The organism is Cohnella sp. GCM10020058 (genome assembly GCF_042683485.1).
Taxonomy (GTDB): Bacteria; Bacillota; Bacilli; order Paenibacillales; family Paenibacillaceae; genus Cohnella.
Window position 1 is genome coordinate 20505 of the sequence record NZ_JBHUJV010000020.1, and the last position, 18781, is coordinate 39285.

Consider the following 18781-nt stretch of genomic DNA (forward strand, 5'->3'; position numbering starts at 1 on the left):
GAATGACTGGCGAGATGTTTTGGTAAATGCAATTTTTGTTATAATAAAGATTGTTGAATATAGCTAATGAATTGGATAACGAATAGGGGGATATCTATGAGCAAGCCTAATAATTCGGCGATTCGTCATCAGGTCATCTTCGATCTGAAGCATGGGAAGGGGTCTGCGGAGGCGGATCGATTCCTGAAGGACGGTTGGCGTATACTTACCTCGATTCCGGCCGTTCGAAACTTCGAGGTTTTAAATCAAGTCAGCCCCAAAAACGATTATACATACGGCTTCTCTATGGAATTCGCATCGCAGGCCGATTATGACAGCTACAATGCGCATCCTGCCCATGTCGCGTTCGTAACCGAGCGATGGGAGACCGAGGTCGCGCGTTTTCTGGAGATCGACTTTGTCCGGGAGACAGGCGCGGAGGAAGGACAAGGCGATGCAAATTAATCTGTCGGGCCAAACCGCGCTCATCACCGGCGCTTCCGGTCAGCTGGGCCGCGTGATGGCGCGCACGCTGGCGGGCTGCGGCGCGAACGTCGCGATTCACTACCGGGGCAACGTCGCCAAGGCGGAGGAGCTGAAGACGGAGCTCGAAGCAATGGGCGTGCGCGCGTTGGCCGTGCAGGCGGACGTAACCAAGCTGGACGACGTGCTGGCGATGAAGGATGCGGTAAAAGCCGGACTGGGCGCCGTCGACATCGTCGTCGCCAACGCAGTCATCCAGTATCAATGGACGAGCGTACTGGAGCAGGCGGTGGAGGACTACGTCGGCCAGTTCGAATCCTGCGTGCTGCAGAGCGTGCATCTGGCCAAGGCGTTCCTGCCCGACATGATCGCGAAGGGCGGCGGCAGGCTGATCGGCATCAACACGGAATGCGCGATGCAGAACTTCCCGACGCAGTCCGCGTACGTCGCGGGCAAGCGCGGCATGGACGGCGTGTACCGGGTGCTGGCCAAAGAGGTCGGCGAACATCAGATCACCGTCAACCAGGTTGCGCCGGGCTGGACGATCAGCGAGCGGGACCGGACGGACGGCACGGAGCGCAGCGAATCTTACGAGAGCACGGTTCCGCTCAAGCGGCGCGGCACCGACCAGGAGATCGCCAATGTCGTGGCGTTCCTGGCTTCGGATCTTGCGAGCTTCATCACCGGCGCTTATGTGCCGGTCAGCGGCGGCAATGTCATGCCGGCGATCTGAACCGCCGGGCGGTCAGTTGGCGCCGTCGCGCCATACGCGATCCAAGGCGTTGTCCGGCCGAATATCGGCTGGAGAATAACGCGCCGGAATCATGGATTTCCGCGCCGATATCGGTTATGCTGTCGTTGACGAAATGACCGATCGATCTAAAGGCGGGACGCGACATGGACATCCTGAACGAATTGCGGCACATAGATGAACGGAGATTGCTGGAGTGGCTCGATCAATACCGCGCGTACGGCCCGCTTCCGGGCATTCTACTCACCTTCTTGAAGTCATTTGTGCCGCCGCTGCCGACCATCCTTATCGTAGGCGTAAATGCGGCGGTGTACGGACTGTGGCTGGGCTTTCTCTATTCCTGGATCGGTATCGTGCTCGGCTGCATCGTTACGTTCGCCGTCATCCGCAAGATCGCGGACCGTCCCTATTGGCAGCGGTGGGCGGAGCGTCCGCGGGTGAGGAAGGGCATGCGCTGGGTGCGCCGCAACGCGTTCAGCTACGTGTTTTTACTCAGCTTATTTCCGGTGGGCCCCTTCGTCGTCATCAACATCGCTGCAGCGCTGGCCCGCATGCGATTCCGCTCGTTTCTGGTCGCGATCCTGCTGGGCAAGGCCGTCATGGTTTTCGTGATCTCCTTCATCGGACACGATCCCGCGCAGTTCCTCCGCCATCCGGAGCAAGCGCTGTACGCGCTGCTGTTCGTTGCCGCTACCTGGTGGATCGGCCGCTGGGTCGAGACTTATGGGATCAAAAGGACGGAACGGCGAGAGGGAGTTGTCGTAGAAGAGGAGAGGCCTGCCTAGCATCGTGCTCCCAGTAAGTTTGCTGCTCTGTAAGCGAGAAATGTGCGGCTAAGATGCAGCGTGAAGCACACGCCGTTCGACTCTTCGGAGCGAGCGGCGTTTTTGCGTTCAGTTTCTTGAGTCAGGCCGAGGAGGGTAGATTGTGGACGCTGATGCGCAAATCGCAACAATTCATCGAGAACCAACGTAGAGAGGCTCGCGGTTGAGACGGGAGTTGCTGGAGAGAGATCTCTACGGGACCCGCATTTTACGATCAAAGCTGCTGTTCGAACCGCTTTTCACTGCCCAACGCATGCCAGGCTCTCAACATTGGAGAAGCTTCTGCGCGAAGGCACTTGCGTTCGTTATATAAAAAGCAACTGCTTCGTCCTATCGGAAACGGTAATCGGCGTCATCATTATTATCAAATTACGGACGAGGGCCGGGCATGCTTTTACTGACTGGTAAATAAAAAACCAACCCCGCACCAGCGGGGTCGGGGACTTTACAATCAATCCTGCAGCCTGCCGCGCGCCCACACGCCCCGCAGCTCGAGCGCTTCGTCCAGCAGGAGCACGTCCGCGCGTTTGCCGGCTTCGAGCGAGCCGGTGACGCCGCCGAGCCCGAGCTGGCGGGCGGGGTTGCCGCTGGCCATGGCACTGGCGGCCGGGATGTCGATGCCGACCTCGCGAACCATGTGGCGGAAGGCGCCGATCATTGTGAGCGTGCTGCCCGCAAGGTTGCCGCCGTCCTTCAGGCGGGCGACGCCGCATGTCATGACGACGGGCAATCCGCCGAGCTCGTAGCCCTCGCCGTCCGGCATGCCTGCCGCCGCCATGGCGTCGGTGACGAGAATGACCTTGCCGCTGCCTTTGGCGCGGGCAAGCACCTTGATCGCGGCACGATGGACGTGATGGCCGTCCGCGATGACCTCGGCGCTGATCCGGTCGTCGGACAGCACAGCGCCGACGGTGCCTGGATTGCGGTGGTGGAGCGGCGTCATCGCGTTGTACGTATGGACCGCGTGCCGCAGGCCGCGGTCCGCGGCGGCGACGATCTGCTCGTAAGTCGCGTCGGTATGCCCGGCCGACGGCACGATGCCGTGCGAAGCCAGCCGCTCGATATAGTCGAACGCGCCGGGCAGCTCAGGCGCCAGCGTCTGCAGCTTGAGGACGCCGGGATAACGCGAGACCCATTCGTCCAGCCATTCCGGCTGAGGCGGTCCGATGTAGTCCGGATTTTGCGCGCCTTTCCACTTGAGGCTGACGAAGGGACCTTCGAGATGCACGCCCAGCACCTGCGCGAACGGCATATCGCCCGACATATACCGGCTCGCCCGGTCGATCATGGCCGTCAGCTCCTCGCGCGTTGCGGTGAGCGAGGTCGCCAGCATGCCGGTCGTCCCGTGCTTGGCATGGAACCGAGCGATCGCGCCGATGCCAGCCAGCGACTCGTCCGCATCCATGAAGTCATGCCCGGCGCCGCCGTGCACGTGGACGTCGACGAAGCCGGGGAGCACCCAGCCCCCTGCGCCGTCGACTCGCTTTGCGCTTGCCGCCGCAGCCGGCAGCGGGTCGGAAGCCCCGCCGATCGCGACGATGTCCGCGCCCCGCAGCCAGATCCAGCCGCCGTCGAGGACGGCGCCGGGCGTGACGATGCGGGCGTTCGCGATCAGCGTTTCGCCGATCCCGTCGCTGCCGCTGCTGCCGACCTGTCCAGCCAGGCCGCTCATGACAGATGCCTCGCGGCGGCGCGGTCGAGCAGCACCGTCAGACGCGGATGCGTCTGCAGCAGCGAAGCCGGCACGTCGGTCGTAATCGGGCCGGTCAGCGCCCGCTTGGCGATCTCCGCCTTGTCTGCGCCGCGGATGACGAGCAGGATCGACTTGGCCTTGAGAATGCTGCCGATCCCCATTGTGATCGCCTGCTTCGGCACGTCGTCGATCGAATCGAAGTAGCGGGCATTCGCCTTCAGCGTCTCCTCGGCGAGCGTCACGACATGCGTACCGCGCACGAGGTCGGTATCCGGTTCGTTGAAGCCGATATGGCCGTTATGCCCGATGCCGAGCAATTGGAGGTCGATCTGGCCCGAGCGCTCGATCATCTCGTCGTATGCCGCGCATTCGGCATCGGGATCCGCGGCGTTGCCGTTAGGCAGATGCGCGCTCTCCGAAGGGAGGTCGATATGGTCGAACAGGTGCTGTCGCATGTAGGTGTGGTAGCTCTCGGAATGATCCTCCGGCAAGCCGACATACTCGTCGAGGTTGTAGCTGACGGCGTTGCGGAAGCTCACGAGCCCTTGCTTGTAGTTGCGTACGACCTGCTCGTAGATGCCGACGGGCGTCCCGCCGGTTGCGAGGCCGAGAACGGCCCGCGGATTCGTCTGCACCAGGCTTACGATGATGTTCGCGCCCGCTTCGTTCAGCTTTTCGTTCTCGTCGAATACCAACAGATTCATGACGGATTTCTCTCCCTTTTACCTGTATATTGGCGCACGGTCTGGAACGATCGCTCCAGTCTCGGCACATACTCGTCAAAGTGCTCGCTCACGAGACCCGTGAAGAGCACGTCTACCACGTGAAGCTGCGCGATTCTGGAAGCCATGTCGCCTCGCCGCATGCCCGCCTCCGAAGATGAGGTGAAAAGGCGAATCGAGGCGTGCGAGGACAGCGTCGATTGCCCGAAACGCGTGATGGAGATGGTCGTGGCGCCCCGCTCTGCGGCATAGCGCAGTGCGTCGATGATCTCGAGCGTCTCTCCCGAGTAAGAGATGCCGACGGCGACGTCCCGTTCGGTTAACGATGCCGCTGAGGTCAACTGCATATGATGGTCGGAGAAGACGGCGGCCGCCTTGCCGATTCGAATCAGCTTGTGAAAAAAATCCTCCGCAACGAGCCCGGATGTCGCCACGCCGTACAAATCGATCCGTCCTGCGCCGTGCAGCGCCGAGATAGCCGCGCGCAGCTGCTGCAGGTCGAGCAGGTTGGTCGTATCGGTCAGCGAGCGGACATGGTTTGCCGTAATGGCCGTTACGATGTCCGCGAGCGGATTGCCGGCGACGATATCCTGATACTGCCCGACCGCCGGCTGGCTCGCCAGCTCCGCCGCCAGCTTCATCTTGAAGTCGGCGAAGCTCTGGAACTGCATCGCGCGGCAGAAGCGGGACACGGTGGCCGAGCTCGCGCCGGTCCATTCGGCGAGCTTGGAGATCGTCATCCCGACCGCTTCCTGCGGATGCCCGAGCAGCTTCTCGGCCAGCTCGCGCTCCTTGGGATGCAGCGTGTCCAGCCGGTCCTCGATCGCTTGCAGAATGCCCATGCGCGCCCGCCTCCTTTTTTCATAAGAAAATAAGTTACTTATATTTCGGATTATATATGAAAAAAAATTTCTTGTCTATCCATAGCCTGTGACTATCAACTTGATACTTTGTATGTATTTCTATCAATAAACCAGCTTTGATAAGCTGTCATTAAATCAAAGTTTTTTTCGGAGAGGCGGTCATTCGCATGACAAAGGACCGAATCGACATCGGCCGTAAAACCGAACTGGACGGCAAATTAAAAAACGTGCTGAACGCGCGCACCCTGGCGGATTCGTTCCCGCTCCTCGCTCGGCGAGTAAAGCCGGGACTTCGGGTTATCGACGTCGGCTGCGGAACGGGCGCGATCACGCGAGGCATCGCCGAAGCCGTCGGCCCGCAAGGCGTCACTATCGGCGTCGACAGCAACGCGGCGTTGATCGCGGAGGCGCGCGCCATGCACGTCGGCACGCCGGGCCTGACCTTTGACGTTTCGGACGTCTACAGCTTGGCGCCGGACGGCGCTTTCGACATTGTCGCCGCGTCCCGGCTGCTCGTTTGGCTGTCGGATCCTGGATCGGCGATGGCGAGTCTGGCCGGCGCGGTCCGGCCGGGCGGCACCGTGCTGATCGCGGATTATAACCATGAGAAAATCCAATGGTACCCGGAGCCGCCGGACAGCATGAAAAAGTTTTACGCGGCTTACCTGAAGTGGCGCTCGGACAAAGGCTTGGACAACGCGGTCGCAGATCGGTTACCCGCTTTGATGAGCGACGCAGGCTTGCGGGACATCTGCGTTTTTCCGCAGCACGAGGAGATGAGGCGGGACCAGCCGGACTTCGAGGCAAGCGCGTCCATCTGGGCGGACACGGCGGCCAGCAGGGGCCCCCAGATGGCAAGGGACGGATACGGAACGCAGGAACAATGGAAGCGGGCGGAATCCGAGTACAGACGTTGGGTGGCGGAGGAGGCGGTCTCGGTCAAAATGTATATGCTTGCGGCGGAAGGCTTCAAATCCCACTAATACGCTCTCCCCGTGATCCGGTCGCATCCGCGGCCTCGCCGTTCCCGACGGAACGGCTTTTTTTATCATTGTCCCGAAAAAGACGGATTTGAGGGGTGAAAAGTGGAGTTCGCCGGGTTGCCCGAATCGGGCCGCGGGTGAAAAATGGAGCCAAGACGGATCTCGCGCCGCCGAAGCGCGGCCGTTAGAAGACCGTCGTAAACAATCGCTGCCGGCGAAAGGAGGAAGCGCATACCGTTTTGACGGCGTCTACGAACAGACAGGCATCGCTTGCACGGCACTCATCCGCACGATTGAGGAGGAACATGACAAGTGAATTACGCTAAAGCCTGGAAAGTCTGCCTGATTGCGCTTTTGACCCTGGCTGCAGCCCTCGGCGGCATCTCGTTTGCGCCGGGCCAAGCTGCTGCGGCAACATCCTTTTCCAACGTAGCCTTGAATACGACGACGCCGGCCGAGTACGACAAATTCGAGATTAAATTCGACCTGAGCTCGACCTACGCCAACCCGTTTAATCCGGACGAAGTCGACGTGCGCGCCTACTTTACGACGCCAAGCGGGCAGACCGAGGTCGTACCGGGTTTCTACAACGCGAACTCATCCCCGAGATGGGCGGTGCGCTACGCGCCGCGGCAGACGGGAAGCTACAGCGTGTACCTGAAGGTCACGGACGGCAGCGGCACGGGGACGTCGTCCACGTATACGTTCACGGCAGGCGGACCCGGCGCGAACCGCGGCTTCATGGGCGTGAGCGGCAGCCGGTTCGTCGACAGCTACGGCAAGCAGTTGACGCTGATCGGTACGAACTACGCATGGGGCGAGCCTTCCGAGATTTTGGCCGCCATGCCGCAGTATAAGGACGCCAAGATGAACATCATGCGCGTATGGTACAGCGTCTGGTGGGGCAATTACGCACCGGAATGGGGACCGACGTCCACGACGCAAAACGGCATTACGATGTCCTACGACGGCGTGGGCAAGTACCAGCTCGAGAACCAGGCGCGCATGGACACGCTGATGGACACGGCCGCAGCCAATGGCATCTATGTCATGCTCACGATGAACAGCTTCGGCGATTTCTACTACGACTGGCCGCAGAACGCCTACAACACGGCCAACGGCGGACCTTCCTCCTGGAGCGAGAACAACACGGACTTCTGGACGAATCCGACCGCAATCGCTTATCAGAAAAAGCTGCTGCGCTACGTGTTCGCCCGTTGGGGTTATAGCCGTGCGCTCGGCATGCTGGAGTACTGGAACGAGTCCGACAATCGCGTGGACACGGACGCGACGACGCGCGCCAATTGGCATGCGTCTGTCGACAACTACTGGAAGAGCCTCGATTTCTACAACCATCCGACGACGACCAGCTTCGCCTGGAAGGATCACCAGGAATTCGGCCAGACGACCTGGGAAAACCTGACGACGATGAACGTCACGAACTACCACGCGTACGACAGCGCGTCGAACGTGATCGACAAGTGGGAGACCGAACTGAAGCACTTTAACTCGGCCTTCGGCGGACGTCCCGCATTCGTCGGGGAGGTCGGCATCAGCGGCGGGGGCGAGGATCCGAACGACGCCTCGGTGCAGCGTTACGTGCATGACGGCCTATGGGCTCCTATCTTCCGGGCCGGCGCGGCCGGCGGCAATCTGTGGTGGGAGTTCGCGGGCAATACCGGCTTCAACGTGCCCGCGAATATTAAGGCGCTGCATACCGCGCTGGCGAATTTCGTGCAGCCGGATGAGCAGTACCTGATCGGGATGCCGTTCACGGATCTCGGCGCGCAAGCCAACTCGACCAAAGCGGGCGGCTACAAAAACGCGGACCGCGCGCTGCTCTGGGTGAACGATACCCAGTCCAACTATACGGTCGGCAGCCCGCGCACGGTCACCGGTCTGTCCGTCTCGCTGACGGGCATGAACAATGGCACCTATGACATTACGTATTTCAACACGGTGACGGGCACGAATGTGTCCACGGCGACTGCGACCGCATCCGGCGGCACCGTGACGCTGAGCATTCCTTCGTTCACGCGGGATATCGCGGTGAAGGCCGTTCGTCAAGGCAGCACGACGCCGGACACGACGGCGCCAAGCGCCCCGACGAACCTGGCTTCGCCGTCGAAGACGGAGAACACGGTCAACCTGACGTGGAGCGCTTCGACCGACAATGTCGGCGTAGCGGGCTACGACATCTACCGCGGCGGCACGCTGATCGGTTCGACGACGGGCGCAGGCTCCACGTCCTATACGGCAACGGGGCTGACGGCCAACACCGCCTACAGCTTCACGGTCAAGGCGAAGGACGCCGCAGGCAACGTCTCCGCGGCAAGCGGCGCGCTAAGCGTGACGACCTCCGCCCCGGACACGCTAGCGCCGACGGCGCCGACGGGCTTGACTTCGCCGTCCAAGACGGACGTCACGGTCACGCTCTCCTGGACGGCATCCACGGACAACGTCGGCGTCACCGTCTACGACGTCTATCGCGGCGGCACGCTTGCGGGCTCGACCAGCGGCACTTCCACGACGTTTACCGATACCGGCCTGACGGCTTCCACCGCCTATTCCTACACGGTGAAGGCGCGCGACGCGAAGGGCAACGTCTCGGCGGCCAGCTCCGCCTTTAGCGTTACGACGCTGCCCCCGATCCCGGCGAACCTGCTGGCGAATCCGGGCTTTGAAGCGGACGGCGGCGGCCAACCGGCCAGCTGGACGTACGAGCAAAGCTACTATGCTTCGCGCGATACGTCGGTGAAGCGGACCGGCAACGCCTCGCTCAAGGAATCGAGCACGACCGGTCCTTGGCACGGCGTCTACCAGGACGTGAATGCGACCGCAGGCTCCGCTTATACGTTCGACGGCTACATTAACATCGCGTCCAACACGACGACGGCGGCGAGCGTCAAGGTACAGTTCCTGAACAGCGGTGGTACCGTGCTGGCCGACAATACGGTTGCATCGTACGCCGCAGGCTCCACGACGACCGGCTTCGCGAATATGCACGGCACGTACACCGCGCCGGCGAACACCGCGAAGGCGCGCATCTACATCTACTTGACCGACCACCGCGGAACTTTGTATTTCGACGACTTCGCGTTGACGGGCGGTTCGGGCGGCGGCGCGGACACGACGGCGCCGAGCGCGCCGACGGGACTGACTTCGCCGTCCAAGACGTCGACGAGCGTGAATCTTTCCTGGACGGCAGCTACGGATAACGTCGGTGTGACGGGCTACGATATTTACCGCGGTACGACGCTGGCAGGCTCTACGACGGGCGCGACGACGTACACGGCGACGGGTCTGACGGCAAGCACGGCATACAGCTTCACCGTCAAGGCGAAGGACGCGGCGGGCAACGTCTCGGCGGCGAGCGGCGCGCTGAGCGTGACGACCAACGCCGCGGCGGACACGACGGCGCCGAGCGCGCCGACGGGACTGACTTCGCCATCCAAGACGTCGACGAGCGTGAATCTTTCCTGGACGGCAGCTACGGACAACGTCGGCGTGACGGGCTACGATATTTACCGCGGTACGACGCTGGCCGGCTCTACGACGGGCGCGACGACGTACACGGCAACGGGCTTGACGGCAAGCACGGCTTACAGCTTCACCGTCAAGGCGAAGGACGCGGCGGGCAACGTCTCGGCGGCGAGCGGCGCGCTGAGCGTGACGACCGACGCGGCAGCGGGCGGCACGAATCTGCTGGCCAACCCCGGGTTTGAGACCGGCAACGGCAGCGGCAAGCCGGCGGCCTGGACGTGCGAGCAGGATTATTACTGCTACAGCGACACGTCGGTCAAACGCTCCGGCAGCACCTCGCTGCGCGTGGACGGCACGACCTCGCCTTGGTTCGCGATCTATCAGGAGGTGAATGCCAGCGCAGGTACCGCCTATACGATGGATGGCTACGTCAACATCGCGTCCAACGCGGGCACCCGCCTCGACTTCAAGGTGCAGTTTCTGAACGGCGCGGGCAGCGTTCTCTCCGAGAGCATGGTCGCCACCTACAACAACGCAACGACCAGCGGCTTCGCGAACGTGCATGGCGGCGCCTATACCGCACCGGCCAATACGGCCAAAGTGCGCGTGTACCTGTATATTACGGGACTGAACGGCACGTTTTACCTCGACGACTTTTCGCTGACGTAAACGGTTGATAAAACGTTCGGCTCGCAAAAATAGAAACGCCCGCCTTCCGCATGCTAGCGGAAAAGCGGGCGTTTTTGCCGATAAGCGGATACTGCGGGTATTTCAGGCATTGCGGATATTGCAGGCATTGCGGATGAGGCGAATTAATAGCTTTTCTTGTAATCCACGATGTTTTTCGCAGGCGTTCCTGTCTTCAAATAAGCTTCCAGGTTTTCCACGAACAGGTCCGCCATGCGCGCTTTGTACTGGTCCGTCGCGCCGCCGATGTGGGGCGTGATGATAACGTTGTCCAGCATCCACAGCGGATGGTCGGCGGGGAGCGGCTCCGGATCGAAGACGTCGAGTCCGGCGCCAGCGATCGTACCGTTTTGCAGCGCTTCGGTCAGGGCCTCCGTGTCGACCGCAGTTCCGCGTCCAATATTGATGAAAAGGGAGGACGGCTTCATGGCCGCGAACCGCCCGGCGTCGAACAAGCGGACGGTCTCGGCGGTATGCGGCAATACGTTTACGACGATGTCGCTCTCGGCGAGCACCGTGTCCAGCTGTTCCGGCGTATGCATGGCATCGATGTGCGGAGCGGGGCGGCCGCTTCGCCGCAAGCCCAATGTCCGCATGCCGAACGCTTGCGCGATGCGCGCAATCTCCGCGCCGATCTCGCCGGCGCCGATGACGGCAAGCGTACGTCCGCGGAGCTCGCCGTAGCCTTCAGAACGCGCCCACTTGCGCTCCGTCTGATTGCGTACGGCATGATGCAGTTTGCGGGTGAAGGCCAGCAGCATTGCGAATACCGTCTCGGTCATCTGCACCGGATGAACGCCGCTAGCGGTAGTAAGCACGACGCCGCGCGCTTCGAGCTCGCCAAGGGGAAGATTGTCGACGCCGGCTGAGCCTGTCTGCACCCATTTCAGCTTGCCGGGGTTCCCGGCGCCCTTCCCCCAAGCCGCCTTCCACCACCCGCACAGCACCTCCGCTTCCTCCAGCAGGCCGGGGTCCAGGTCCGCCGGTCTGCCGAAGATGACGTTGCAGCCGGGCGCCGCGGCTTGAATCCGACGTTCCTGCTCGGAGTCGAATCCGAACAGGCTGACGATCGTGCGCATATCGATTCCTCCTTCCGATTTCTCCTATTGTACCGCGGCTGACGGTTTTCCCAAAATAAAAGGACCGAGCCGGCCCTTGCGGGCGGTTCGGTCCGGCGCGGAGGACGCGTTCCGGCTTAGTCGTAAGGCAGCAGCTTGGCGAGCGATTCGCTGTCTTTCTTGGACAGCTTGACGTAGCCGGAGCCTTTTTCCTTCACGAGCTCGTAGGCGTCGGCATTGCCGGCCCAAACGTAATAGACGTCCGTCTCCCGGTCGCCGGCCAGCGCCGACAATCTATACGAAGGGGCGGAAGGCATGGCGACGCTCTCCTTCCTTTCCCAGTCGGCATCGTCCAGCACGGCTTCGACCTGTTTGGCGTTCTCTTCGCTGATCTGCATGAACGGCTTATACATGCTGCCCGAAGGCAGGCTGATCAGAAAACCGGGCGCGTCTGCATTTTCGCCTGCGGAAGCTGCCGGGGTGGACGCAGAAGCGGAGGCGGAAGCCGAAGGAGCGGCTTCGGTCGCCGTCGGCGAGCCGGGCTCGGTTGCCGTCGCAGAAGCGGACCCGGAGGCGGATTGGGTGGTACCGGGCGACATTGAAGCGGAGGCTGTCGGGTCCGCGTTTTTATCGTGATTCGTGCAGCCGGCTGCGGCTAGCGACACGGTTAGGAGCAAGGCTGCAGTCGTGATTCGAAGTTTCATGGCGGTTCTCCCCTTCCGGAACGTGATACCTTTTAGACGAATGTCGGACAAGGGAAGTTGCGGATGTGGGAAAAAGAGGAAAATAAAGAGGGGCTCTCATCCTGCAGCGCCGAAGCGAAGTCGGCTCCTGCCGCATCCGGCGGACATGCTATACTGTTGGTTACATAGAAGAGAAAAAGGAGGCGTTCGCATGTCGGCGATGCCGGTGGATCGGACGATCCCGGATATTAAGGCCGCGCTGCGGGAGCGGGGAGGCGCCGTGCTGGTCGCCGCACCGGGCGCGGGCAAGACGACGCGGGTGCCGATCGCATTGATGGGGGAGCCGTGGCTCGCGGGTCGCAAGATCGTCATGCTGGAGCCTCGGCGCATCGCCGCCCGCAGCGCGGCCGAATACATGGCGGCGGGACTCGGGGAGCGCGCGGGAGAGCGCGTGGGATATCGGGTCCGTATGGATACGAAGGCAGGTCCGAAGACGGTCGTCGAGGTCGTGACCGAGGGCGTGCTCACGCGGATGCTGCAGCAGGACCCGTCGCTTGCGGACGTGGGGCTCGTGATTTTCGACGAGTTTCACGAGCGGAACTTGAACGGCGATCTCGGGCTTGCGCTCTGTCTGCAGGCGAAAAGCCTGTTCCGCGACGATCTGCGCCTGCTCGTCATGTCCGCTACGCTCGAGCCGGAGCCGGTGGCCGGGCTGCTCGGCGGAGCGCCCGTCATCGAGAGCGCAGGCATCATGTATCCGGTCGAGACCGTGTACCTCGAACGGCGATCCGACGCGCCGGTCGAACGTTTGGCCGCGGAGACGACGGCGCTTGCGCTTGCGCGGCATGACGGCGATGCGCTCGTGTTCCTGCCGGGCTACGCCGAGATCCGCCGCACGGCGGCCGCACTGTCGGCGCGGCTTCGCGGCGCCGGCGTGGAGGTCGCGGCGCTTCACGGCAGCATGTCGCCGGGGGAACAGGATCGGGCGCTCGCGCCGGCCGCAAACGGCGGGCGCAAGGTCGTGCTCGCGACGCCCGTGGCCGAGTCGAGCCTCACGGTCGAAGGCGTGCGCATCGTCATCGACGGGGGACTGATGCGTGCCCCCCGCTTTTCGCCGCGGACCGGCATGTCGCGGCTCGAGACGGCGCGCATTCCCGTGTCGTCCGCCGATCAGCGCCGCGGCCGGGCGGGCCGGGTCGCGCCGGGCGTCTGCTACCGGCTGTGGACGGAAGAAGAGCACCGGCAGCTGGCGCCGGCCGGGACGCCGGAAATACGCGAGGCAGACCTCGCGCCGTTGGCGCTGGAGCTGGCCGTGTGGGGCGTGTCCGATCCGGCGGAGCTGGATTGGCTGGACGCGCCGCCCGAGGCGGCATATGCGCAGGCGCGGGAGCTGCTCGCGGCGCTTGGCGCGCTTGGCGCGGACGGCGCGCCGACGCCGCACGGCGCGGCCATGGCCCGCTTCGGCGCACATCCGCGGCTCGCGCATATGATGCTGCGCGCGCGGCCGCTCGGACTCGGGGCCGATGCCTGCCGGATCGCCGCGCTGCTTGGAGACAGAGACCCGCTGCAAGGCGGCGACGCGGACCTGTCGCTGAGGCTTGCCGCGCTGGCAGCGGGGGACGGGCGCATCGAAGCCGGCCGCAGGGAGCGCCTGCTGGCCGAGGCGCGCCAGTTCGAGGCGCAACTCAAGTCGGCTGGCGGCGAGACAGCCGGCGCCGGTTCAATCGCGGGAACCGCCAAGGTCGCGAGCGCGGGCTCGGCTGCGGGAACCGTCTCGGTCGCGAGCGCAGGCTCGGCTGCGGCAACCGCTTCGGGCGCCGGTACAGGCTCCGATGCGAGAACCGCGGGCCGTTCCGCGCAGCAGTCCGCGTACGATTGCGGCTTGCTGCTGGCCTTCGCCTATCCGGACAGGATCGGCAAGCTTCGCGGGGGCGGCAAATATACGCTGTCGGGCGGCAGGGGCGCCTACGTGCCCGAGGGGCAGCCGCTTGCCGGAGAAGCCTGGATCGTCGCAGCGGAGCTCGACGATCAGGGAACCGAAGGGCGGATCCGGCTGGCCGCGCCGCTGCGCGCCGACGATCTCGAGCGGCACTTCGCAAATCTCATCGCCGAGCGGCGGACGATCGCCTGGGAGTCTGGCGCAGGCGCCGTAAGGGCGCGGCGGACGGTCTATCTTGGCGCGCTGACGCTGCGCGAAGGACCGATCCCCGATCCGGATCCGGCAGCCGTAACCGATGCGCTGCTGAGCGGTATCCGGCTTGAGGGGCTTGAATTGCTGCCATGGTCCAAGGTTTCCCGTCAATGGCTGGAGCGTGCGAGATTCGCGGGGCTTCACGATCCAGCCGGTTGGCCGGACCTATCCGATGCTGCGCTGCTTGACGGGCTGGAGACTTGGCTGAGCCCGTTTGCCGTCGGCATGCGAACCAGAGGGGACCTGCAGCGTCTAAATATGGCAGAGGCGTTGTCCTCCATGCTCTCTTGGGAGCAAAGGCGGAGGCTGGACGACGAGGCGCCTACGCATGTCGCCGTTCCGAGCGGCTCCCGCCTGCCCGTCGATTACGGCGATCCTGCCGCGCCGGCGCTGCATGCGAGGCTTCAGGAGCTGTTCGGCTGGCCTGCGTCTCCGCGCATCGCGGGAGGAAGGGTGCCGCTCACGCTGCATCTGCTGTCCCCGGCTCAGCGGCCGGTTCAGGTCACGCGCGACCTGGCCAGCTTTTGGCGGGAGGCTTACTTCGAGGTGCGCAAGGATTTGAAAGGGCGCTATCCCAAGCATTACTGGCCCGACGATCCTTTGCAGGCGCAAGCGACGAGCCGGGCGCGTCCCCGAACATAGTCTCCCTTTTTTTTCCTATCATGTGATATGATCGGTTCAGGCGCATGAACGCGGCTTTATCGTCTGATGCGATGTCGATCGGGAGGTTGCTCGATGAAAATCTTCTTTATTTTCGTTCTTCTTTCATGGCTGCTTGGCAATCCGTTTCTGGCTCTAATCGTAATGCTCGTTATTTTATACCTGCTCGATCGGCGATTTTTGGGCATCACTCCGAGTCTGCTCAAGCCTTTTAAGCGGCGCAGCCGCGTAAGCAAGCTGAGGCGCCAGCTGTTGCTCAATCCTCACGATACGCCCGCTAAGTCTGAGCTGGCGCACGAGCTGATCGGGATGCGCAAGTTCGGGGAGGCGCGGAGCTTGCTGACGGGCATGGAAGACCGGATGGCGCAATCCGCCGAATACTGGAGCGATCTGGGGCAATGCGAGCTGGAGCTGGGGCAATTGGAGGCCGGGGAAAAGCATATGCTCGAGGCGCTCGAGCTCAATCCGCGCGTCAAGTTCGGACTGCCTTATCTGCTGCTCGGCGATGCCTGGGCAGGCAAGGACGACGCGAAGGCCGCTTCTTATTTGCGGGCGTTTCAGGACGTGCACGCTTCGTCGTGCGAGGCTTATTACTTGTTGGGGAAAATCTACGAAAGGCTGGGCGACCGGGCTGCCGCGAAGCAGGCCTACCGGGATTGCGTGGGCGTCTATCGCACCCTTCCCCGATATATGAAGCGGCGTGAGCGCAGGTGGGCGCTGCTCTCATCCGTTCGCAGCCGCTGAAGCGTATGGCTTGACGACGATGCGGCATTTAAAATGCAGCGGGACCATCGGTCGCGGTCCCGCTGCAGACCATTATTTTTCAATCCGCCAGCGCGTCCTCTTCTTCGGCTGCGTCATCTTCCGCCACGGCTTCGGCATCGTCTTCCGCCACGGCTTCTGCAGCATCTTCCGCGTCCGATTCGGCTGCCTCTTCAATTTCGATCGATGCGGCAGACGCTTCTGTTTGGACAGCCCAGTCGTCCGTCAGTACGGCGTCTTCGACGGCGGGTGCCGCCTCGACTTCTGCTTCTTCCGAATCGTCAGCGGACGCGACGGCCTCGGTATCCTCCGCGGAAGCCTCCTCGCCAAGCTCTTCCGTATTCGCTTCCAATACCTCTTGGTCCAGCTGCTCTTCGTTCGTACTCATAGCGCTCTGCCTCCTTGGCGATGTTTGGGGCATGTCCCCGACTTCAAAATAACACGAAGGTCCCGGTCTGAATACGGGTGTAAAATGACGCTATTTGTCCGGAAGACTCGAAATGGCCGTCTGTAATCAAATTGTAATCCGATCCGACTTGAACCGACAAAACCTCCCCCTCGCGGCGTTTGATACAATTCGACGAGCGAGACCCGAATGAGGCCGGACGCTGACGAAATTGACATCCATAGGCCGTTCACTTATATTGTGCGAATAAGAACCTAAGAGAGTACGGAGTTGAAGCGTATGAGCGGGGCCGGACGCAATCGGCAGGGCAAACCGAAGCAGCATAAAGGACAGCAGCAGGGAAGCCGGGGGACGGCGCAGGGCTCTCGCTTTGGCGGCGACGCGAATCAGCGGCGGGGCCGGGGCGGCCCGGGGGCGGGTAGCCCGGGGAGCCGCAGAGGCCCATCGGAGCAAACGCGGGGCGGTACGGGAGCGGGCAGGGCGGGGAGCCGTAGAAGCGAAGCGGAGCAACCCCGGAGCGGGGCAGGCAGGAACGGATCGGACCGGCCGGCAGCAAGTCGGAACGGTGGCGGGCGAGGCGGACGCGAGCAAACGAGACCGGATGCTGCCAGAGGCTTTTCCGGGGCCGGTCGCGGAAGCGCCGGAATACGAAGCCGCGCGAAAGGAAACCCGGCTGCGGACGGCTACGGCGCAGGCAGCAGGGGCGGCGGCCGGTCGGAGCCGCATGCGGCCGTGCTTGCCGGCATGGACGATTCCATGCTCAAGCTCGGGCGCCGCAAGGCCGAATGGATGGAGCTTCGCCTCCCGGGAGAGCTGGCCGCAGCGCCGCTGCCGCAGATCATGAAGCATACGCCGCTGGCGCCGAAGCTCGTTTCGAAGCTCGTGCAGACCAAAGGCATCTTGCTGCAAGGCTCGTCGCTGCGACTCGCGTTGTTCCCGCGCGAAGCCCGCGATTTTCCGCCGGACTGGATGGAACTGAACGTTCTGTATGAGGACGACTTCACGCTTGTCGTGAACAAGCCTTCCGGCTACGAGGTTCATCCAAGCGAGCGCGGTCAGCGGGGAACGCTGGCGCACGGCGTCGCCTCTTATTACGAGATGAGCGGGCAGGACGTGCGCATCAGGCATATCCACCGCATCGACAAGGAGACGACGGGGCCCGTTTTATACGCTAAAAACGAATTCGCCCACTACCAGTACGACAAGGCGATGCGGGAAAAAGGGATCGAGCGTATCTATCTCGCGCTGGCGGAGGGAGAGCTTGCCCAGGCTCGCGGCACGATCAACCTGCCGATCGGACAGGATCGCCATCACTCGACGCGACGCCGGGTGAGCGAGACCGGAGATCCGGCCGTCACGCATTACGAGGTCGTCGAGCGGTTCGAAGGCTTCACGCTTGTACGCCTGCGTCTGGAAACCGGCCGTACGCACCAGATCCGCGTGCATCTCGCCGCGATCGGGCATCCGCTGGCGGGCGACGGTCTGTATGGCGGCAAAAGGACGATCATCTCCCGGCAGGCGCTGCACGGCGAGCGGTTGATCTGGCCGCACCCTTGGACGGGAGAGCGTCTGTCGGTCCGGGCTCCGCTGCCTGCGGACTTCGAGGCGGCGCTGGCCAAGCTGCGCGACGGAGAATGAAGATTTGCTTGCTTCTTTTCACCGCGAGTTGTATCTTATAAGCAATTGATAGATTGTAATGGTCCTGAAGCACAGGCCGTTCGTCGGATTTCATCCGGCGGGCGGCCTGTTTTAATTTTACTAAGGGAGAGATGGACATGGGTGAGATGGGCATGAGCATGGATCAGGCGTTCGAACGCGCGTACGATAACATGATGGAAAAAGCGATTAAGGCGAGCGCGGGCGAGAGGAAACGGAGGCTGCTGCTGGACAGGTTCAACGAGAAGCTGTTGGCTAGGCATGTTTGGTGGGAGGTAAGAGGCGACCTGGAGGGACTGATTCCCGAGCTGGAAATTAAAGATTTGAAGGACGGAACGCGCTTCAGCGACTAAGGCTTTCATCATCCGATCCGAAGTCGTAGGGGGTTACTGATGGAGGCGGATGCCTTCGGTACGCACCTGCGCGACGTGAGCCGGTGGAAATATGCCGACAATCTGGAGAGACAGAATCATTTGCTCATCGACGGCTGGCACCTGCTCCGTTTTTCGCGCGACGACATGATCGAAAAGCCAAGGCGCTGCCAGCAGACGCTGCTCTCCGCGCTATCCGCCTGGAACTTCATCGCTCCCAAGGACCGGCCGAGGTTGAACGTGTACGAACGGGCGATTTTGCACGATGCGCGGGAGCAAGCGGGGATCGTCAGAATTGGGGAGTTAGTCGAACAACTGCAGGTCAGCTACAGATCGATTGGTAGGCATACGCTCGCACTAGAGCACAAAGGGCTCGTAATTTTAGACCGCTCTGCCGGTGGGGAAATCATGAAACTAACGTCCGCCGAGAACTAATAACGCGCATCTTATGAAAGTACCGTCGAGGGAAAGCGCATGCGGCGGCATACGAGCACAGGTAGCTGAAGTACTGTCGAGGGAAAGCACC

Annotated in this window: 16 protein-coding genes; 10 read left to right on the plus strand and 6 right to left on the minus strand. The window is 62.5% G+C overall.

Annotated elements, in window-relative coordinates; genetic code table 11:
* The first annotated feature begins 96 nt into the window (after positions 1-96).
* The 3 genes from ACFSR7_RS32570 to ACFSR7_RS32580 all read left to right on the plus strand — a co-directional run bounded on the left by ACFSR7_RS32570 (position 97) and on the right by ACFSR7_RS32580 (position 1998).
* Positions 97-444, plus strand: coding sequence for a Dabb family protein (locus ACFSR7_RS32570; protein WP_378168827.1), 348 nt, complete (start codon positions 97-99; stop codon positions 442-444).
* Entirely contained in the window at positions 434-1195 is a 762-nt protein-coding gene (locus ACFSR7_RS32575; protein ID WP_378168828.1) for an SDR family NAD(P)-dependent oxidoreductase, read from the plus strand. The genes ACFSR7_RS32570 and ACFSR7_RS32575 overlap by 11 nt, the downstream gene beginning before the upstream one ends.
* Before the next feature lie 164 nt (positions 1196-1359).
* Positions 1360-1998 carry a TVP38/TMEM64 family protein gene (locus ACFSR7_RS32580; RefSeq protein ID WP_378168829.1) on the plus strand — a complete coding sequence of 213 codons (639 nt, stop codon included), beginning with the start codon at positions 1360-1362 and terminating at the stop codon, positions 1996-1998.
* A 490-nt stretch (positions 1999-2488) separates the two neighbouring features.
* Here ACFSR7_RS32580 and nagA read toward each other — a convergent pair whose 3' ends face one another.
* From nagA to ACFSR7_RS32595, 3 genes are read right to left on the minus strand one after another with little or no spacing between them, the layout of a single operon-like run.
* Positions 2489-3709, minus strand: a complete 1221-nt coding sequence (nagA, locus tag ACFSR7_RS32585; protein ID WP_378168830.1) for an N-acetylglucosamine-6-phosphate deacetylase — start codon at positions 3707-3709, stop codon at positions 2489-2491.
* On the minus strand, positions 3706-4434 hold the full coding sequence (gene nagB / locus ACFSR7_RS32590) for a glucosamine-6-phosphate deaminase (protein WP_378168831.1): 729 nt from the start codon (positions 4432-4434) through the stop codon (positions 3706-3708). Before nagB ends, nagA begins: the two co-directional genes overlap by 4 nt.
* Positions 4431-5294 (minus strand): MurR/RpiR family transcriptional regulator, encoded by an 864-nt coding sequence (locus ACFSR7_RS32595; protein ID WP_378168832.1) that lies wholly within the window; start codon positions 5292-5294, stop codon positions 4431-4433. Before ACFSR7_RS32595 ends, nagB begins: the two co-directional genes overlap by 4 nt.
* A gap of 188 nt (positions 5295-5482) precedes the next feature.
* On the opposite strand from ACFSR7_RS32595, the gene ACFSR7_RS32600 reads away from it, so the two are divergent.
* Both ACFSR7_RS32600 and ACFSR7_RS32605 read left to right on the plus strand, forming a co-directional pair.
* Positions 5483-6298 carry a methyltransferase domain-containing protein gene (locus tag ACFSR7_RS32600; RefSeq protein ID WP_378168833.1) on the plus strand — a complete coding sequence of 272 codons (816 nt, stop codon included), beginning with the start codon at positions 5483-5485 and terminating at the stop codon, positions 6296-6298.
* Positions 6299-6610: 312 nt separating this feature from the next.
* Entirely contained in the window at positions 6611-10450 is a 3840-nt protein-coding gene (locus ACFSR7_RS32605; RefSeq protein WP_378168834.1) for a fibronectin type III domain-containing protein, read from the plus strand.
* Positions 10451-10593: 143 nt separating this feature from the next.
* On the opposite strand, the gene ACFSR7_RS32610 is transcribed toward ACFSR7_RS32605, so the two are convergent.
* The gene (locus ACFSR7_RS32610) at positions 10594-11547 is read right to left on the minus strand and encodes a D-2-hydroxyacid dehydrogenase (protein ID WP_378168835.1); all 954 of its coding nucleotides are present in this window, start codon (positions 11545-11547) and stop codon (positions 10594-10596) included.
* 116 nt (positions 11548-11663) lie between these two features.
* Positions 11664-12230 (minus strand): hypothetical protein, encoded by a 567-nt coding sequence (locus tag ACFSR7_RS32615; protein ID WP_378168836.1) that lies wholly within the window; start codon positions 12228-12230, stop codon positions 11664-11666.
* 190 nt (positions 12231-12420) lie between these two features.
* Here ACFSR7_RS32615 and hrpB point away from each other — a divergent pair, with 190 nt between their 5' ends.
* Positions 12421-15042: an ATP-dependent helicase HrpB gene (gene hrpB, locus ACFSR7_RS32620; RefSeq protein WP_378168837.1), complete on the plus strand. Its 2622-nt coding sequence runs from the start codon at positions 12421-12423 to the stop codon at positions 15040-15042.
* Between the two features lie 93 nt (positions 15043-15135).
* The gene (locus ACFSR7_RS32625; RefSeq protein ID WP_378168838.1) at positions 15136-15804 is read left to right on the plus strand and encodes a tetratricopeptide repeat protein; all 669 of its coding nucleotides are present in this window, start codon (positions 15136-15138) and stop codon (positions 15802-15804) included.
* Between the two features lie 79 nt (positions 15805-15883).
* On the opposite strand, the gene ACFSR7_RS32630 is transcribed toward ACFSR7_RS32625, so the two are convergent.
* Entirely contained in the window at positions 15884-16210 is a 327-nt protein-coding gene (locus tag ACFSR7_RS32630; RefSeq protein WP_378168839.1) for a hypothetical protein, read from the minus strand.
* A gap of 297 nt (positions 16211-16507) precedes the next feature.
* Between ACFSR7_RS32630 and ACFSR7_RS32635 the strand changes: the two genes are divergently transcribed.
* The 3 genes from ACFSR7_RS32635 to ACFSR7_RS32645 all read left to right on the plus strand — a co-directional run bounded on the left by ACFSR7_RS32635 (position 16508) and on the right by ACFSR7_RS32645 (position 18690).
* Entirely contained in the window at positions 16508-17866 is a 1359-nt protein-coding gene (locus ACFSR7_RS32635; RefSeq protein WP_378168840.1) for an RluA family pseudouridine synthase, read from the plus strand.
* 137 nt (positions 17867-18003) lie between these two features.
* The gene (locus ACFSR7_RS32640; protein ID WP_378168841.1) at positions 18004-18237 is read left to right on the plus strand and encodes a hypothetical protein; all 234 of its coding nucleotides are present in this window, start codon (positions 18004-18006) and stop codon (positions 18235-18237) included.
* Positions 18238-18276: 39 nt separating this feature from the next.
* Positions 18277-18690 carry a hypothetical protein gene (locus ACFSR7_RS32645; RefSeq protein ID WP_378168842.1) on the plus strand — a complete coding sequence of 138 codons (414 nt, stop codon included), beginning with the start codon at positions 18277-18279 and terminating at the stop codon, positions 18688-18690.
* Positions 18691-18781 lie beyond the last annotated feature (91 nt).